Genomic DNA, 16,916 nt, shown 5'->3' on the forward strand with positions numbered 1-16,916 from the left:
TATGGAACTGAAATCCTCTGCTAGAGTCACCCTTTACATTGGTCTTATTGTATTGGCCGCTGTATGGTTGTTTCCTGTTCTATGGATCGTCATCTCATCGTTTAAGACGAATAATGACTTGTATAGCTTTCCTCCGCGTTTTATCCCGAGCCCGATCACGTTTGAGCATTTTGGAGATGCCTTCGAGAAAGGGAATTTCGGCCGGTATTTCTTGAATAGTATGGTTGTTACGATCAGTTCTACGATCCTGCTGCTGCTGATCAACTCCATGGCAGGGTTTGCTCTGGCTAAATATCGTTTTAAAGGTGATACGATTCTGCTTGTCGGCTTTATCTCGACACTGATGATTCCGCTTGAAGTTATTATGATACCAATTTTTAAAGTTCTTAGTTTCTTAGGCATGTTCAACAGCTTGTGGGCACTGATTATTCCACCGGCGGCTACGCCGACAGGGGTCTTTATGCTCCGGCAATATTTGCTCACGGTACCGAATGAACTGCTCGAGGCAGCACGGATGGACGGGGCGTCGGAATGGCGCATTTATTCCCGAATCATTCTGCCAATTTGTAAGCCAATTCTGTCCGTACTCTCGATTTTCTCCTTTATGTGGCGTTGGGACGACTTCTTATGGCCGCTCATCGGTATCAGCGATCCGAAGCTGTACACCGTTCAGTTAGCGTTGTCCAACTTCATAGGAGAGTACAATGTCGATTGGGGCAGCTTGCTTGCAATGTCCGTTATTACAATGATTCCGGTTCTTGTTGTATTCCTCATTTTCCAACGACAATTCGTCAGCGGTATGGTGACGTCCGGAATGAAATAATCACAGCCAATTCCCTTCCATGACAGTGACCGGCTCGGCTCTGTGGGCGAAGGGATTTTTAAGGGGATTATATCTATGGAACGCTTTATCCTTTCAATAGATCAAGGAACGACCAGCTCAAGAGCTATCATATTTAACCGAAACAACGATATTGTCGGCACATCTCAGCAGGAATTTGCTCAAATTTATCCCAACCCCGGTTGGGTGGAGCATGATGCCGATCAAATTTGGGAATCCGTTCTGTCTGTCGTTAGTACCTGCATGTCGGAGGCGGGGATCGGACCAGAGCAGATCGCCGCAATCGGCATCACCAATCAGCGTGAAACAACGGTGGTATGGGACAAAGCGACCGGTAAACCGGTCTATCACGCGATTGTCTGGCAGTCGAGGCAGACCGCGGCCATCTGCGAAAGGCTCGACAAGCAGGGCTGGCAGAGCAAGATTCGGGAGAAAACAGGGCTGCTCATCGATCCGTATTTTTCAGGAACGAAAGTGGCCTGGATCCTGGAGGAAGTCCCAGGTGCCAGAGAACGTGCGGAGCGTGGCGATCTGCTGTTCGGTACGATCGATACTTGGCTGATCTGGAAGCTTACTGGCGGGAAGGTCCATGTGACGGACCTCTCTAACGCTTCGCGAACGCTGCTGTTCAATATCCATGAGCTGACATGGGACCAGGAACTCCTGGAGATGCTGAACATTCCGGCATCCATGCTACCTGAGGTGAAGCCGTCGTCCTGTGTATATGGACATACGGATAAGGCGCTATTCGGTGAAGAAATCATCATCGCGGGAGCTGCTGGAGATCAACAGGCAGCTTTGTTCGGCCAGGCTTGCTTTCAAGAAGGAGAAGCCAAGAATACGTACGGTACGGGCTGCTTCATGCTGATGAATACCGGAAGTAAAGCAGTCAGCTCCAAGCATGGGCTGCTCACGACCATCGCCTGGGGGATTGGCGACCAGGTTGTCTACGCCCTAGAGGGCAGCGTGTTTGTGGCGGGTTCAGCTTTACAATGGCTGCGGGACGGACTAAAGATGATCGAGGATGCAGCAGAGACGGAGCATTATGCATCCAGTGTGGAATCGACAGAGGGCGTCTATCTCGTGCCTGCCTTTGTCGGTATGGGCACCCCTTATTGGGATAGCGAAGTCAGAGGCGCTGTATTCGGGCTGACCCGCGGAACGACCAAAGAGCACTTCGTGCGTGCGGCCTTGGAGGCCCTCGCTTATCAGACGAAGGATGTGCTGGACGTCATGGAAGAAGACTCCGGCATTGCTGTTAACAGGCTCCGTGTGGATGGCGGGGCTGTCCGCAATCAATTCTTGATGCAATTTCAAAGCGATATTTTAAATATACCTGTCGATCGGCCTGTCATTAATGAAACGACTGCGCTGGGAGCTGCTTATCTAGCAGGATTAGCTGTCGGTTACTGGGCGGACCAGTCCGAAATCGTGGACCGATGGAAGATAGATAAAACGTTCTTGCCGGATATGAAGGATGAAAAGCGTCATCACCTCTACGACAACTGGAAGAAAGCCGTGCATGCCGCGAGAGCTTTTAAATAACGGATAGAGATGCTGGAGGGTAAACCATGAAAGTGAAAGTAAGCAATAACTTATTGCAAGTTGTGGATGGGAACCATTATATAGAGCTGCTGACAGATGGAGCCAAATATCGTATTTATCTGATGAATGATTCGATTGTCCGGGTCCGCGGAACCTTCGACGAGCAATTCGCCGAGGAAGCTTCGTATACGCTGACCATGACTGCTTGGGACGACAAAATGGACGGCATGATCGAGGACCGCAAGAGGGTCGAAGCTCTGCCGGCTCGGTATGAAGATGCCGGGACGCATCTGCTGCTCACTACGAAGGAATTACGCGTCATCATTCATAAGAGCCCGTTCGCGATTGAAATTCAAGATGCGGAAGGCCGCGTGCTTCATGAGGACGTGAAAGAACGCTCTTACGTGAAGGATAAGCAGGGAAGGCTCTATCACTATTCCACGCTGAAGGACGAAGACTACTATTACGGCTTTGGTGAGAAGAGCGGTTATTTGAACAAAAAGCATCGCCGAATGCGGATGCACAATGTCGATACGATCGGCTACGATTCCGAGCATACGGATCCGCTATATAAGCATATTCCGTTTTATATTAAATTTAACGGAGCTTCGCAAACTGCCACAGGTCTGTTCTACCATAACAGCTACGATTCTGCCTTCGACATGGGTTGCGAGCGCAGCGGCTATTGGAGCAAGTACAGCTATTTTTGCGCGGACGGCGGGGAATTGGATTATTTCTTCATGCATGGACCGCAAATCAAGGACGTTGTCCGACATTATACCGATTTGACAGGCAAAACGATCCTGCCGACGAAATACTCCTTGGGGTATATGGGTTCTACGATGTATTACACGGAGCTGGAGGAAAATTCAGATCAAGCGATCCTGAACTTCGTCGATCGATGCAAGGCGGAAGGCATTCCATGCGACGGATTTTTCATGTCCTCCGGCTACACGACCGGCGATAATGGCAAGCGCTATGTATTCAACTGGAACTACAAGCGTTTCCCTGACCCTAAAGCCTTCATTGAACAAATGCGGAGCAAGGGAGTGGCGCTTGCGCCTAATATTAAGCCGGGTATGCTGCTCACGCATCCGCATTACCAACAATTTGATGAAGCGGGAGCCTATATTCAAGATGACGAGGGCGAGAAGTCCGTCACAGACCGCTATTGGGGCGGGCAGGCTTCCTTCGTTGACTTTACGAACCCTAAAGGCAGAGAGCTGTGGAAGCACCATCTGAAATCCTCGTTCATCAATCTGGGCGTCACCTCGATTTGGAACGATAACAACGAATATGAAATTAACAACCCGGATGCGCTTTGCGAGTTTGAAGGCGACAAAAAGGAGATTAGCGCTTTGCGTCCGCTCCTTCCGAACTTGATGGCTCAAATGGCCAAAGAAGCGATCGCAGAGGCTGCTCCAAATACAAGACCTTATATCGTGAACCGCGCGGGATTTGCCGGTATCCAGCGTTACGCCCAGACCTGGGCGGGAGACAACAATACGAGCTGGCACAGCTTGAAGTTCAACGTTCCTGTCATTCTTGGCATGGGCCTGTCCGGTGTGGCGAATCAAGGTTGCGACATCGGTGGCTTCTTCGGACCTGCGCCGGAGCCGGAACTGTTCGTCCGTTGGGTACAGAACGGTATTTTCCAACCGAGATTCTCCATTCATTCCTGTAATACCGACAATACCGTTACTGAGCCTTGGATGTATCCTTCGTATACGTCGTATATCCGGGATGCCATTCAGCTTCGTTACCGCTTGGTTCCGTATTTCTACTCGCTGCTGCATGAAGCTTCCGTAGAAGGTTCACCTGTGATGCGCCCTATGGTGTATGAATTCCAAGCAGACCCTGCAACATGGGAAGAAAGCTTTGACTTCATGCTCGGACGCTCCCTTCTAGTGGCCAATGTCCTCGACAAAGACGCGGCAACGAGAAAAGTATACCTGCCGGGAGGCAGCGAATGGTTCGACTGGTATACGAAAAAGCACTATGCCGGCGGACAGACTGTGGAGCTGGACGTGAACTTAAGCTCCATTCCGATGTTCATCCGCAGCGGAGCGATTATTCCCATGGCGCCGAAACTGCATAATATACACAATGAACGCATTGAGGAGCTGCACCTGTTGGTCGAGCCGTCTGAAAATACGAGCTTCGTGCTCTATGAAGACGATGGCACTACGAACAATTACCAAAATGGTGAGTATCTGAGAACTACCATTAGCGTTGCTACAGAGCGCAATACCGTCATTTCTTTCAAAAAAGAAGGGACTTATGCAAGCAGCGTGAAACGACTGGTCGTTGATCTGATTTGCAAGAAAATCGCGCCTGTTCAAGTCACCCTGCAGGGCCGCAAGCTGCCGATGTTCCTGGATCGCGCGGAATGGGAATCGAATGGCGAGGGCTGGTACTACGATCTTGAGCAGAAAACAACGAAGATCAAGCTGGCCAACAGCGACGCGGATATGGATATCGCGGTTAACTTCGATGTGAGAGACCTGATTTCGATTTAGTTTCATAGAGAGAACAGTTATTACAGGTTAGACTTGGGAGGTAGCGAGATGGCTGAAGCCTTTTCGAGCAGGACAAGAACGGAACTACTGCAAGCTTTGAATAACCAATCATTTGATGTATTGATCATCGGCGGCGGAATTACGGGGGCGGGTATCGCCCTCGATGCAACAACGCGGGGCATGCGTACGGTGCTTGTAGAAATGCAGGACTTTGCCGCGGGAACGTCCAGCCGTTCAACCAAGCTGGTTCATGGCGGACTTCGATATCTGAAGCAGCTTGAGGTGAAGATGGTCGCGGAAGTGGGCAAGGAGCGCGCGGTCGTCTATGAGAATGGACCTCACGTCACGACACCGGAGTGGATGCTGCTGCCGTTTCATAAAGGCGGAACCTTCGGAGCGCTGAGCACCTCCTTGGGGCTGATGCTGTATGATTTCCTGGCAGGGGTCAAGCGGAGTGAACGCCGGACCATGCTGAATGTGGATGAAACACTCCGCCGTGTGCCGCTCGTCAAGCGTGACGGGCTTAAGGGCAGCGGCGTATATGTGGAATACCGGACCGATGATGCCCGGCTCACGATCGAGGTCATGAAAGAAGCGGTCTCCCGTGGCGCCAAGGCTATGAACTACGCGAAGGTGGAGCAGTTTATTTATAAGGACCGCAAAGTGGTTGGGGTTAAAGTGAAGGATGTTGTAGGCGGCGGCGAATATGACATTTATGCCAACAAAATTGTCAATGCAGCCGGACCTTGGGTAGATACCCTGCGCGAGCTAGATAAGTCCAAGACGAGAAAGCATCTGCAGCTGACCAAAGGCGTGCATCTGGTCATCGATCAATCGCGCTTTCCTTTGAAGCAAGCGGTCTATTTCGATACGCCGGACGGACGGATGGTCTTCGCGATTCCGCGCGACGGCAAAGCGTATGTGGGCACGACCGATACCGTCTACAAAGGCGATGCCGTCAATCCGAGAATGACCTCGGCGGACCGCGCCTATATCATCGATGCGATTAACTATATGTTCCCGACCGTGGGCATCACGGACCAAGATGTCGAGTCCAGCTGGGCCGGTCTGCGTCCGCTCATTTTTGAAGAAGGGAAAAGTGCGTCAGAGATTTCCCGTAAGGATGAGATCTGGGAGTCGGACTCGGGACTCATTACGATAGCCGGGGGCAAACTAACGGGTTACCGCAAAATGGCGGAGATGGTCGTCGATCGACTCGATGAGCTGTTCAAGAAAGAAGGCGTAACTCGCTTCACCGGCTGCATCACCAAGCCGATGCCAATCTCCGGTGGCGACGTAGGAGGGCCGGGGCAATTCCCTGCTTACATCCAGCGGAAAGCGGCGGAAGGCGTCAAGCACGGATTCCATAAGGAGCAGGCCGAGATGCTTGCTCGTAAATACGGCTCCAATATTGACCGTGTTTACGAGTTGGTGAAACAGTATGAGGAGAAAGGCGTGAAGAGCGACCTGCCTAAGGACGTTCTGGCCATGATCCTGTACGCGCTTGAAGCGGAAATGACGGTGAAACCAGCCGACTTCTTTATCCGCCGTACCGGTAAGCTGCTGTTCGATATCGCTTGGGTACGTCAATATAAAGCCTCTGTTATTGACTTTATGGCTGAATATTTGGGCTGGAGTGAGGAGCAGAAGAATACTTACAGCGAAGAGCTGGAGAAGTATTTGCATGATGCTGTGATCCCAGCGGAGTGAAAAAATTCGAGAAGGCCGATACCGAATGAAACCGGTATCGGCTTTTTGTTATCGTAATTTAACACCGATTTCTCTTAAGATTAGACATGGCTTGATGGTAAGCGGTTTCATATACTTGTTTCAAGGCATATCTGATCATGAGATGGAGGTTGTAAGATTTGAAGTTGGTTATAAAAAAGCTTATTTTGCTATGGATGGCACTGCTGCTCATTATACCTGCACCTGCCAGCGTCTACGGAGCTGAGGATTCGGGGGGAGGAGCGAATACGCCTGAAGGCTATGTTCGAATCAAGAACAAATGGTTGGGGACTTATCTATATGAAGACTCCAGTCAAGTTGTTCGATATGGCTTTACAAGCATCACAGATCCTAGTTCGGAATGGATCGTCGAAAGCGCATCCGGAAGTTCCTCGAACAAAAGGATCAAGAATCGGGCCACTGGCCATTACATCACGATGGATCAAGTAAACGGACGCCGCACGGCGGTTACAACGGCAGATGGAGCAAGCGGCACACTTAGCGATCAATGGATGATCGAAGATGCGAGCAGACCCGGATATGTGACGATCCGCACGGCAACGACGCCGAATGTCAACAATTTTATCCATGTGGAGGATCAGCTCAGCTTTGCGGAAGTAAGCTCTGATATCGGCGCAATCTGGGAAAGCCCGCAGTGGAAGCTGGAGCCGGTTAACGAGGCTGCGCCTGTGCGCATTGTCAATAAATTCAGAGAGGGCCAGTACTTGTATGAGGACAAGGACGGCCTGGTGGAATTCGGCAAAGTGCCGCTGAATGATGCAACCTCACACTGGTATATAGAGTCCGTCCATGCTGATTCGAGCGGAATAACAAGCGTACGCATCCAAAACCGATCAACCGGCCATTACATTACGCAAGGCGTTTTTTATGACAAAATCCAAAGCTTGCCTGCCGCTGACTCCAAAGTCAATCAGTGGATTATGGCTGACGGCACGGAGCAAGGCTGGGTAACGTTCACCAATGTGGACGCCTTGGATCAAAGCTCGAACTACGTACTCAATACGCAATTTGACGATACGTTTGTGCGATCGAACGATTGGCCGACACGAGACAGCGTTCCGCCTCAACAAAATGATAATGCACAGTGGAAAATAGAGCCTGCAGCCGATGTAGCGCCCGTTAGAATTGCTGCGTTTACGGAACACCAATTGAGCGATACTTATTTGTATGAGGATAACAGCATGGTCAAATACGGTGCATGGGATAGCTCATCGGTTACTTCGTCGGTCTACTACCAGTGGCTGGTAGAGGATTATAACGGCAACAAACGGATCAAAAATATGGCGACCGGCAGCTACATGTCGGTTCAGGATGCCGTCTATGCAGCGAATCCGCTTCTAAGCTTGCCGACTGCGGATAACTTGGGCGGTGATCAATGGAGAATAACCCCATCAGCCATTTACGATGATTATGTGACAGTACAAAACGCGGTCTACTCATCCGCAAATATTCATATCACGGACAATCTTGGCTTTGTACAGGCTTCGCCAGCCGATCCCAACACGAATCCGGCGCAATGGCTGTTCGAGGATCCGAATGCCGCATCAGCAGCGACGCAATATGTGCAAATTCAAAATGAATGGCAATCGCTGTCCATGTATGAAGACGATAACGGCGATTTGAAATACGGCAACGTGAAAGCGGACGATTACAGAGGCCAATGGCTCATCGAACGTTTCGCCGGACGTAAACGGATTCAAAACCGTGCAACCGGGCACTACATCAATATCCAGGACATGTCCGGCGGACATATTCGCGTAACGGATGTGGAAGACAGCTGGAACAGCGCTGTTTGGGTCGTGGAAACGTTAAGCGGCGGCGCCAAACTTATTCACAGTGTGAATGACAGCAACAGCGACATCAACCATCAGAAGTTTATCCACCTTCAGAATTTGTTGAAGTACGCAGAGTATGGGGAGATTAATCGCAGCTGGGGCAGCCCCCATTGGAAATTCATTCCGGTAACGGATGATTCGGCGAAGTTTTATTTATTGAAAAACAAAGCGACCGGAGCTTATTTCTATGAAGAAATCACGCCGGGTGTGGAGAACGGCAAAGTGAAATATGGGGACATCGACCCCCATGCTGCGACAGCCCAATGGTACATGGAGGATGCTGGCGGGGGGCCGCAATACATCAGAAACCGGGCTACCGGCCACTACATCGCGATGGAAGGCGTAGATCCCAGTGATGACGGGCAGAGTACTCCGCTGCAAAGCATGAATGTGGATCTGAGCTGGGGCATTGCCAGTCCGAAATGGTTCATTGAGAACGCTCCTGCGGATGGCTATAAAGTGATCCGAAGCGGTTGGACCGGAGAGCATTACATCAATGTAAAGGATCAGACCGGCTATGCGCAATCCAATAAACAAGTAGCGGACCAGGATTCAGCGCAATTCGCATTTGAACAGGCGCCTGAAGTGCCGATCCAGTTGCCTCAAGGGTTCGTTCGGATTAAGAATACAGCTACGAACCAGTATTTATATGAAAACAACCGCGGTATCGTCATGTATGGTACGCCGGAAGCGAATAATGGATACGCTCACTGGAGCATCGAGTCGGCGGGCGGCTGGCAGAGGTTGAAGAACCGGGCTACCGGACATTATATGGTGCTGAATCCTGACTACACGTATATCCAGAGCGAAGCTGCGGACGTGGATGATGAGGCATCTCGCTGGGCGGTAGAAAGCAATAACGGAGGATCTACCTATCTGATCCACAGTACGCAGAATCATTTTAACGATGAGTATGTGAATGTGCAAAATGGCCTGGGTTACCCGGAAAGGGGCTTATACCCTAATCAGTTTGCGACGCTGCAATGGAACTTTGAGCAAGCTTCGGACGATTTTGTAACTCCTAGTTCTGATGAGGCGAGAAATGAACACACACACACAACGATTTTTAACGATACGAATTATTCGAAAATTGTTAATAAGAAGACGAAGCAATCCTTGTATGAAAAGAATGGAGCAGCTCTTTCAACTGGTGAAGAACAGAGCGATTTCAGCGATCAATGGATGATTCAAGATTTTAATGGACGCAAGCTGCTGCAGAATCGGGCGACCGGCCATCTGCTGTCTGCATCCCCCAATCAAGCTGCGGTGCTTACCAATGATACCGACCCGGTCAATCCAACCAGTCAATGGGTCCTTCAGGATGAGCTTGGATACATGAAAGTCGTAAATGCAGCTCAGCAGCTCCATTTGTATGAAGCTCAAGACGATGTGCGACTTGATAAGTTAAGTAATGCCGAGCAGGGCAGTGCAGATTGGATGATTGTGCCTGTTCCGGGCGAAGCTGTCTATGAAGCAGAGGATGCATTTATTTCGGGAGGCGTGCATAAAGCGGATTCTATCGCGTCCTTTACAGGAACCGGTTATGTCGACGATTTCTCAGCGGATGGCGCTAAAGTGATTTTTGGTGTGAATGCGCAGGAAGGACAGGAATATGACGCAACGCTACGTTATCAAAATCCAGCTGACACTGCCGAGCAATTAACGGTCTATGTGAACGGATTGCATGCAGAGCAAATTACTTTTGATGCAGGAAATGGTTCAGATGAGTGGAAGACGATGGACCTCAACCTTCAGCTCCGTGCAGGCTATAACTCGGTTACGGTCGAAGCGGGGGGATCGGGCTCCGGTCAAATAGCGATCGATTCCTTGACGCTGCACAATGCGGTCAATAAAGCCTACCGGGGCGCGATTCAGCCCTATATAACGTACGAAGCGGAGTACGCGGTGACGAATGGATCATTGATCGGGCCATCACGCACATACCGCGAAGTGGCTAATGAAGCGTCCGGCCGCAAAGCTGTGAAGCTGGACCAAGCCGGCCAATATGTCAAATTTACGACTGCGAAGCAGGCGAATTCGATTGTGCTCCGCTATGCGATACCGGATAGCGCTTCCGGTACAGGCATTCAAACGACACTTGGCTTGTATGTAAATGATGTCAAAGTGAAAGACTTGAAATTGACATCCAAATATGCTTGGGAATACGGCAACTATCCTTGGTCGAACGACCCGCAGCAGGGCAGCGCACACCGATTCTTCGATGAAGTACATGCGCTGATCGGGGATGTTCCGGCAGGCGCCGAAATTACGCTGAAAAACGATGCGAACACAGCAGATTACTATATCATTGATTTTGCCGAGCTGGAGCAAGTGGACGATCAGCCTTATGAACAGCCGCAAGGATTTCTTTCTGTTACTGATTTTGGCGCTGTTGCAGGTGACGGTCAGGATGATTCGGATGCGTTCCAAGCTGCCATGGATGCGGCCAAAGCTCAGCGAAAGGGAGTTTGGTTCCCGGCAGGTGCGTATGAACTCGATAACGGCGGACAATTGTTCATGCTGGACAATGTCACGATCCGCGGAGCGGGCATGTGGCATACGACGCTTAAAGGCGCGAAGTTTTATGGAATCGGCAGCCATATCCGCGTGTATGACCTGTTCCTGGACGGGGAATTGAACGTCAGGGATGACGAAGCGCACACGAATGGTTTTGAGGGTGCTTTTGGTCCCGGTTCAACGATCCAAAGTGTTTGGATCGAGCATACGAAGACGGCGATGTGGATCGCCCGCGCGAAGCCGCAATTCGGCTTTAACAGCGACATCTACACGAATGAATTTTATGTAGCCGGTCTGCGCATGCGCAATTTGATGGCGGACGGCATCAATTTCAGCATTAACACGAAGAACAGCATGGTCGAGCAGTCCAATGTCAGATATCCCGGCGATGACGGGCTGGCGATGTGGTCTACGCTTACGACCGGATATCCGGACGATTTTACGGAAAATAATACGTTCCGCTTCGATACGGTCCAGCTTCCCTGGTTATCCAACAACATGGTCGTCTTTGGCGGTAAGGATAACAACATGCAGGATAATGTGCTGTCCGATACAATCGGACTGGGAGGGGGATCGTCGTCTCGACGCGGTTCGAACCGACTCCGTTCAGCGGAACAACTTCTGTCGAGCGAAATACGTTGATCCGTACAGGCAGCCGAGATGCAGGATTGAATCTGAATTTTGGCGCGATCTGGCTCTACGCAGATACGAAACCGATCGACAGTCCGATTGTGATCAAGGATAATGTGGCGCTCGATAGTACGTATCAAGGTATTTCCATTCAAGGCACACAAGCGATGCACCAAGTTTCTTTGAAAAATATCGTCATCGATGGCGCTGGAACAACCGGCACAGAAGTGGCCAGTTCAGTGAGCGGGGAAGCGAATATTGATAATGTGATTATTCGAAACGCCAGACTTGGCGACGTTGCGAACAATGCTAGCGGGCAATTTAACCTAAATGAAAGCAATGAAGGCTTCGCCAGCACCAACGTTCAACCGACAGATCCGACAGATCCAACACCGACTCCAAGACCGTCGCATGGGGGATCGGGCGGCCCGTTAGCGGATGGATCCGACAAGGTGAAAGTGGATGACAGCAAGCTGACTACGGCAGCTGCCAACGGTCAGAAGAGAATTGTCATTGAAACGGATGCCAACAAGTCATCTTCCTCTGTTGAGATGAACCTGGGTGCTTTGGTTAAGGCTGCCAAAGATGCTCCCGATGCGGTGGTGGTGATTCGCCATGGCCATGCAGCCTATGAGCTTCCAGTCGACATCCGTCGATGGATTGGCGATGCGGCAACGGCAGATATGGATTTGAATACGGCCGTAGTCAAAGTGGTCATTGAAAAGCCGGAAGCGGCTTCCATAGAGCAGCTGCAAAGCAGCGCTTCCGGAAGCGGCATGAAGATCATAGGGGAGCCGGTACGTTTTGGACTGTGGCTCCAATCAGGTGACAAATCGCAGGAAGTAAACCGATTCGGCAGCACATTCGTGACAAGAACCCTTACCGTGGATCAGATCCTGGATAACCGCACGACAACAGCGCTTGTCTATGATCCTGCAAGCGGTGAATTCCGCTACGTTCCTGCGTTGTTCTCCACCGACAACGGCAAGACGGTTGTTACAGTGAAAAGCACAACGAACAGCATATATGTGCTGGCGGCAGCATCCCTATCGTTCCCCGACCTTGCCGGGCATTGGGCACAAGCGGATATTGAATGGCTGGCGTCCAAGCAGATCGTAAACGGCAAATCGGAGAGGGCATTTTCTCCGGGAGATATGGTGACGCGGGCAGAATTCGCAGCACTTCTAGTACGCGCTATGGGACTGACGCCGGGCCGTGAAACACCAGTCGAATTCCGCGATGTAGCGGCTTCCGACTGGTACGCGGCATCCGTGAAGACAGCTGCCGAATTTAAACTGATCCAAGGATTTGAAGATCATACGTTTAGACCGCAGCAAACCGTCACACGCGAGGAAATGGCAGTCATGATCGCAAGAGCCATGAAGATTGCTGCTGCTTCCGGCAAGCAGCAATCCGAGCAGGATCTTTCCCGATATCAGGACGCCTCGTTAATCAGCTCTTGGGCACAAGAATCTTTCGTAGAAGCTGTTCAAGGCGGCGTCATACAAGGGCAATCGGCGGATCGATTGGCGCCGCAAGCGCCTGCGAACAGAGCCGAATCGGCCGTAATCGTGCTTCGCGCCTTGCAGTCGATGAACTTGTTCGACAAATAGCGATCGGAGAAAAGCTACTGAAGCTCTTAATGAAACCTACTTTATCAACAAACGGAGCCCCTCGTGCGAGGGGCTCTTTATTGTCATAATCGTATCATTTGGGGTCACAGAATTGGTAGGGAAGGACCAGAAACGGACATATAATGAAATCATGAAATGGATGCAAGGCATGGTGGGAAGTACGGTTATGGAGTGAGGGATGACGTATGAATACAAGCTTTTCATGCAAATTTTCACTGGACGAGATTCATTCAGAGCGAAATTATATCCTTAACGAGTGCATAGCCGAATCGGCTTCCGGCAGCGAAGTGGAAGAAATGCTGGCTTCGCTCGGTTTTCATGACAAAGAAGCGTTACACGGGATGATCGTGATCCAATTGGACTTGAACTCTGCAGGATTCGTGGACGGTAAAGCTTCTTCTTTCCGGCATCGCAATCTTTTTAAATATGCTGCTGCTAACATTGCGGAAGAAACCGTAAAAAGCTGTCAGAACATCATCTTCTTCAGCAAACAAAATGAAATGACGATCGGGCTGCAAATGAGCCGCAAGCAGTTTGGCCATTTGGGTATGACAGCCAGAGAGCTTCAGAATAATTTGGCGAGCTACTTGAATTTGACATGCAAGACCGGTATAAGCGCTGTGAGTGCAGGACTTTCAAGCTGGCCCAAACTTTACAGCGAAGCGGTCGAGAACCTGGGTGAGCCGGACGAGGGGAAAGTGAATGTTCAGGGTCAACATGCCTTAATCAACCAAACGATGGACTACATCCGCCATAATTACAGAAATCAGGGATTAAAGCTGCAGGAGATTGCCGCTTCCGTTTTCTTAAGTCCGAATTACTTGTGCGCCTTATTTAAAAAAATGATGAAAACGAGCTTGTGGGACTATGTCACCGAGCAAAGAATGGAAGAGGGCAGAAGGCTGATTCTGACAACGAATAAAAGAGTGAACGAGGTTGCAATAGATTTGGGCTACAAATCACCCGAGCATTTCAGCAAGATGTTCAAAAAACATTTTGGATGTAATCCATCTGAAGTCAAGTTATACGCAAATAAATAGATATCAATAGGAGTGCAGACATGGAGAACAGTGCTACGATTCATCCGGATAAACAGACTCAGGCTCAAGCGGTGGAAAGCCGATCATTGGGCCGTGCAGAAAGGATTACAGCCGCAAACGGGCTGACGATTGTCAACTGCTCGGCAGGGCAACTCATGGTTCAATTTATTACCGAACAGATCATAAGAGTGACCGCAAAGTCGGCTTCAGACACCCATGCTTGGTCAGGCAGCGGAGTCGTCCTTTTTCCCGAGAACGCAGTAGATCAGCAAGTTGAAGAGCGGGAAGATGAATTTATCATTCATTCTTCGGCTTTACAAGCTTTCATTCATAAATCGGATAGCAGCATAGCCATCTATGATGACAAAGGCCATCTGCTTGCCAGGCAAGAGCCTGTTGTATGGAATGTTCATAAAGAAGCGGCGGTTCATTTCGAAAAAAGCAGCGATTCCCATTTTTATGCGTTGGGCGAAAAAACGGGATTTTTAGATAAAGCCGGCGAAAGGTACGAAATGTGGAATTCGGATGTATTTTCGCCTCACGTTCCCGACATCGAGGCCTTGTATCAGTCGATTCCATTTCTCATTCATTTGAATGAAGGTACAGTTTATGGGCTTTTTCTAGACAACCCGGGAAAAACCGCTTTTGATATGCGCTCCTATCCCAATCATTACCGTGTAAGCTGTGAAACAGGAAGCCTGGATTATTACTTTATAGGCGGATCGTCCATCAAAGACGTAGTGAGTTCGTATACCGGATTGACCGGACGCATGCAGCTCCCGCCAGTTTGGTCGCTTGGGTATCAGCAGTCCAGATACAGCTACATGAATCAGGAAGAAGTCATGACGATTGCGCGTACATTCCGTGAAAAGCAGATTCCTTGCGATGTCATATATTTGGACATTCATTATATGGATGAATACCGGGTGTTTACGTTTGATCCCCTACGATTCCCTAACCCCAAGCAGATGATTCAAGAGCTAAAAGAGCTTGGCATTCGGATTGTGCCGATTGTCGATCCCGGCGTGAAAAAAGACCCGACATATCAGGTATACCGCCAAGGAATCGAGCAGGGGCTGTTCTGTGAGAAGCTCGAAGGCGAAGTATTTATTGGGAAAGTGTGGCCAGGGGACAGCGCCTTCCCGGATTTTACGGATCAGGAAGCGGGTACATGGTGGGGCGACCTGCACCGTTACTATACGGAACTGGGGATCGCCGGGATATGGAACGATATGAACGAGCCTTCCGTGTTTAACGATTCCAAGACGATGGATTTGGATGTTGTCCACTCCAATAACGGCAGCCCAATGACGCATAAAGAAGCGCATAATTTGTACGGCATGATGATGTCGAAGGCTACCTATGAGGGACTTGAACGGAATCTGAACGGAGAGCGTCCATTTGTCGTAACGAGGGCCGGATATGCAGGTATTCAGCGGTATGCGGCTGTTTGGACCGGAGATAACCGCAGCTATTGGGAGCATTTGGCTTTATCCATTCCCATGGTGCTGAATTTGGGTCTGTCTGGCGTAGCGTTTGCCGGGCCGGACATTGGCGGATTTACGCATCATACGAGCGGAGAGCTTCTCGCTAGATGGACGCAGGCAGGATCATTATTCCCGTTCTGCCGCAATCATAGCATGCTGGATTCAATCCGGCAGGAACCATGGGCGTTCGGGGCGGAGATTGAGGAAATTTGCCGCACCTATATTGCGCTGCGCTACCGCTTGATGCCCTATATGTATTCGCTGATTTACGAAGCGAGCCGGAGCGGTCTCCCTGTACTTCGTCCGCTGCTGCTGGAGTTCCCGGATGATCCGAAATTGTTCAATTTATGCGACCAGTTCCTGCTCGGAAGCCACATTTTAGCAGCGCCTATACTTAGACCGTCCACGGATCATAGAGCCGTCTATCTCCCGGAAGGAACCTGGTATGATTACTGGACCGGCGAACGCCTTGAAGGTGGCAAGCATCACTTGTGCCATGCACCGCTTTCGGTCATGCCTCTTTTCATCAGAGAAGGCGCGATTGTGCCGCAAGCACCGCTCAGACAGTCATTGTCGGAAGCTTCCAGTCCTGAACTTACCATCGATATGTATTGTTCCGGCCGTGCCGACCATCAGTTTGATTACTACGAAGATGATGGGCGAACGGCTCAATATAAGCAAGGCAGCTACAATTTGCTGAATATTCAGGTGAACGAGAGTCCGAATCAAGTATCCGTACAACTGAATTACCGGCATAAAGAGTTTGAAAACGGTATACAGTTTATCCATCTGCGCATGCTTTACGTTCCGTTTGTACCAGTGAGTGTTCGTATCGAAGATAACCCCCATTCTTTTGACTTTAATGAGCAAGCCGGAGTGCTGACTGTCGGGTTCAAGACGGGCTTTCATTCAGCGGTCATTCAAGTAATCGGATAGCAACTTAACGAGGCGCCTCCATTGTGAGGTGCTTTTTTGGTTATATTTGAATTCATATTTTAAAGCAATATCCGTTAAATTATGAGCAATAATCGATCTAACAGAAAAATGTAGATATGATAAGATTTTTATTGTAACCGCTATCAGAAAACGCTAACAGTAAATATGATCCAAAAAATAGGG

The 16,916-nt window shown here is 49.9% G+C and carries 8 protein-coding genes; all 8 read left to right on the forward strand.

Going from position 1 to position 16,916, the window contains the following annotated elements:
• Window position 1 precedes the first annotated feature (1 nt).
• Entirely contained in the window at window positions 2–823 is an 822-nt protein-coding gene (locus L0M14_RS00490; protein ID WP_235120175.1) for a carbohydrate ABC transporter permease, read from the forward strand.
• 75 nt (window positions 824–898) lie between these two features.
• The gene (gene glpK / locus L0M14_RS00495) at window positions 899–2,386 is read left to right on the forward strand and encodes a glycerol kinase GlpK (protein ID WP_235120176.1); all 1,488 of its coding nucleotides are present in this window, start codon (window positions 899–901) and stop codon (window positions 2,384–2,386) included.
• Between the two features lie 26 nt (window positions 2,387–2,412).
• Complete coding sequence (locus tag L0M14_RS00500; RefSeq protein WP_235120177.1) at window positions 2,413–4,905, forward strand: glycoside hydrolase family 31 protein; 2,493 nt, start codon at window positions 2,413–2,415, stop codon at window positions 4,903–4,905.
• Between the two features lie 48 nt (window positions 4,906–4,953).
• On the forward strand, window positions 4,954–6,615 hold the full coding sequence (locus tag L0M14_RS00505; protein WP_235120178.1) for a glycerol-3-phosphate dehydrogenase/oxidase: 1,662 nt from the start codon (window positions 4,954–4,956) through the stop codon (window positions 6,613–6,615).
• A gap of 158 nt (window positions 6,616–6,773) precedes the next feature.
• Window positions 6,774–11,648 (forward strand): glycosyl hydrolase family 28-related protein, encoded by a 4,875-nt coding sequence (locus L0M14_RS00510; RefSeq protein ID WP_235120179.1) that lies wholly within the window; start codon window positions 6,774–6,776, stop codon window positions 11,646–11,648.
• Complete coding sequence (locus tag L0M14_RS00515; RefSeq protein ID WP_235120180.1) at window positions 11,645–13,249, forward strand: S-layer homology domain-containing protein; 1,605 nt, start codon at window positions 11,645–11,647, stop codon at window positions 13,247–13,249. The genes L0M14_RS00510 and L0M14_RS00515 overlap by 4 nt, the downstream gene beginning before the upstream one ends.
• A gap of 206 nt (window positions 13,250–13,455) precedes the next feature.
• The gene (locus L0M14_RS00520; RefSeq protein WP_235120181.1) at window positions 13,456–14,310 is read left to right on the forward strand and encodes a helix-turn-helix domain-containing protein; all 855 of its coding nucleotides are present in this window, start codon (window positions 13,456–13,458) and stop codon (window positions 14,308–14,310) included.
• A gap of 20 nt (window positions 14,311–14,330) precedes the next feature.
• Complete coding sequence (locus tag L0M14_RS00525; RefSeq protein ID WP_235120182.1) at window positions 14,331–16,733, forward strand: glycoside hydrolase family 31 protein; 2,403 nt, start codon at window positions 14,331–14,333, stop codon at window positions 16,731–16,733.
• Window positions 16,734–16,916 lie beyond the last annotated feature (183 nt).

Origin of the sequence: Paenibacillus hexagrammi (assembly GCF_021513275.1) — a bacterium.
GTDB classification, from domain to species: Bacteria; Bacillota; Bacilli; order Paenibacillales; family NBRC-103111; genus Paenibacillus_E; species Paenibacillus_E hexagrammi.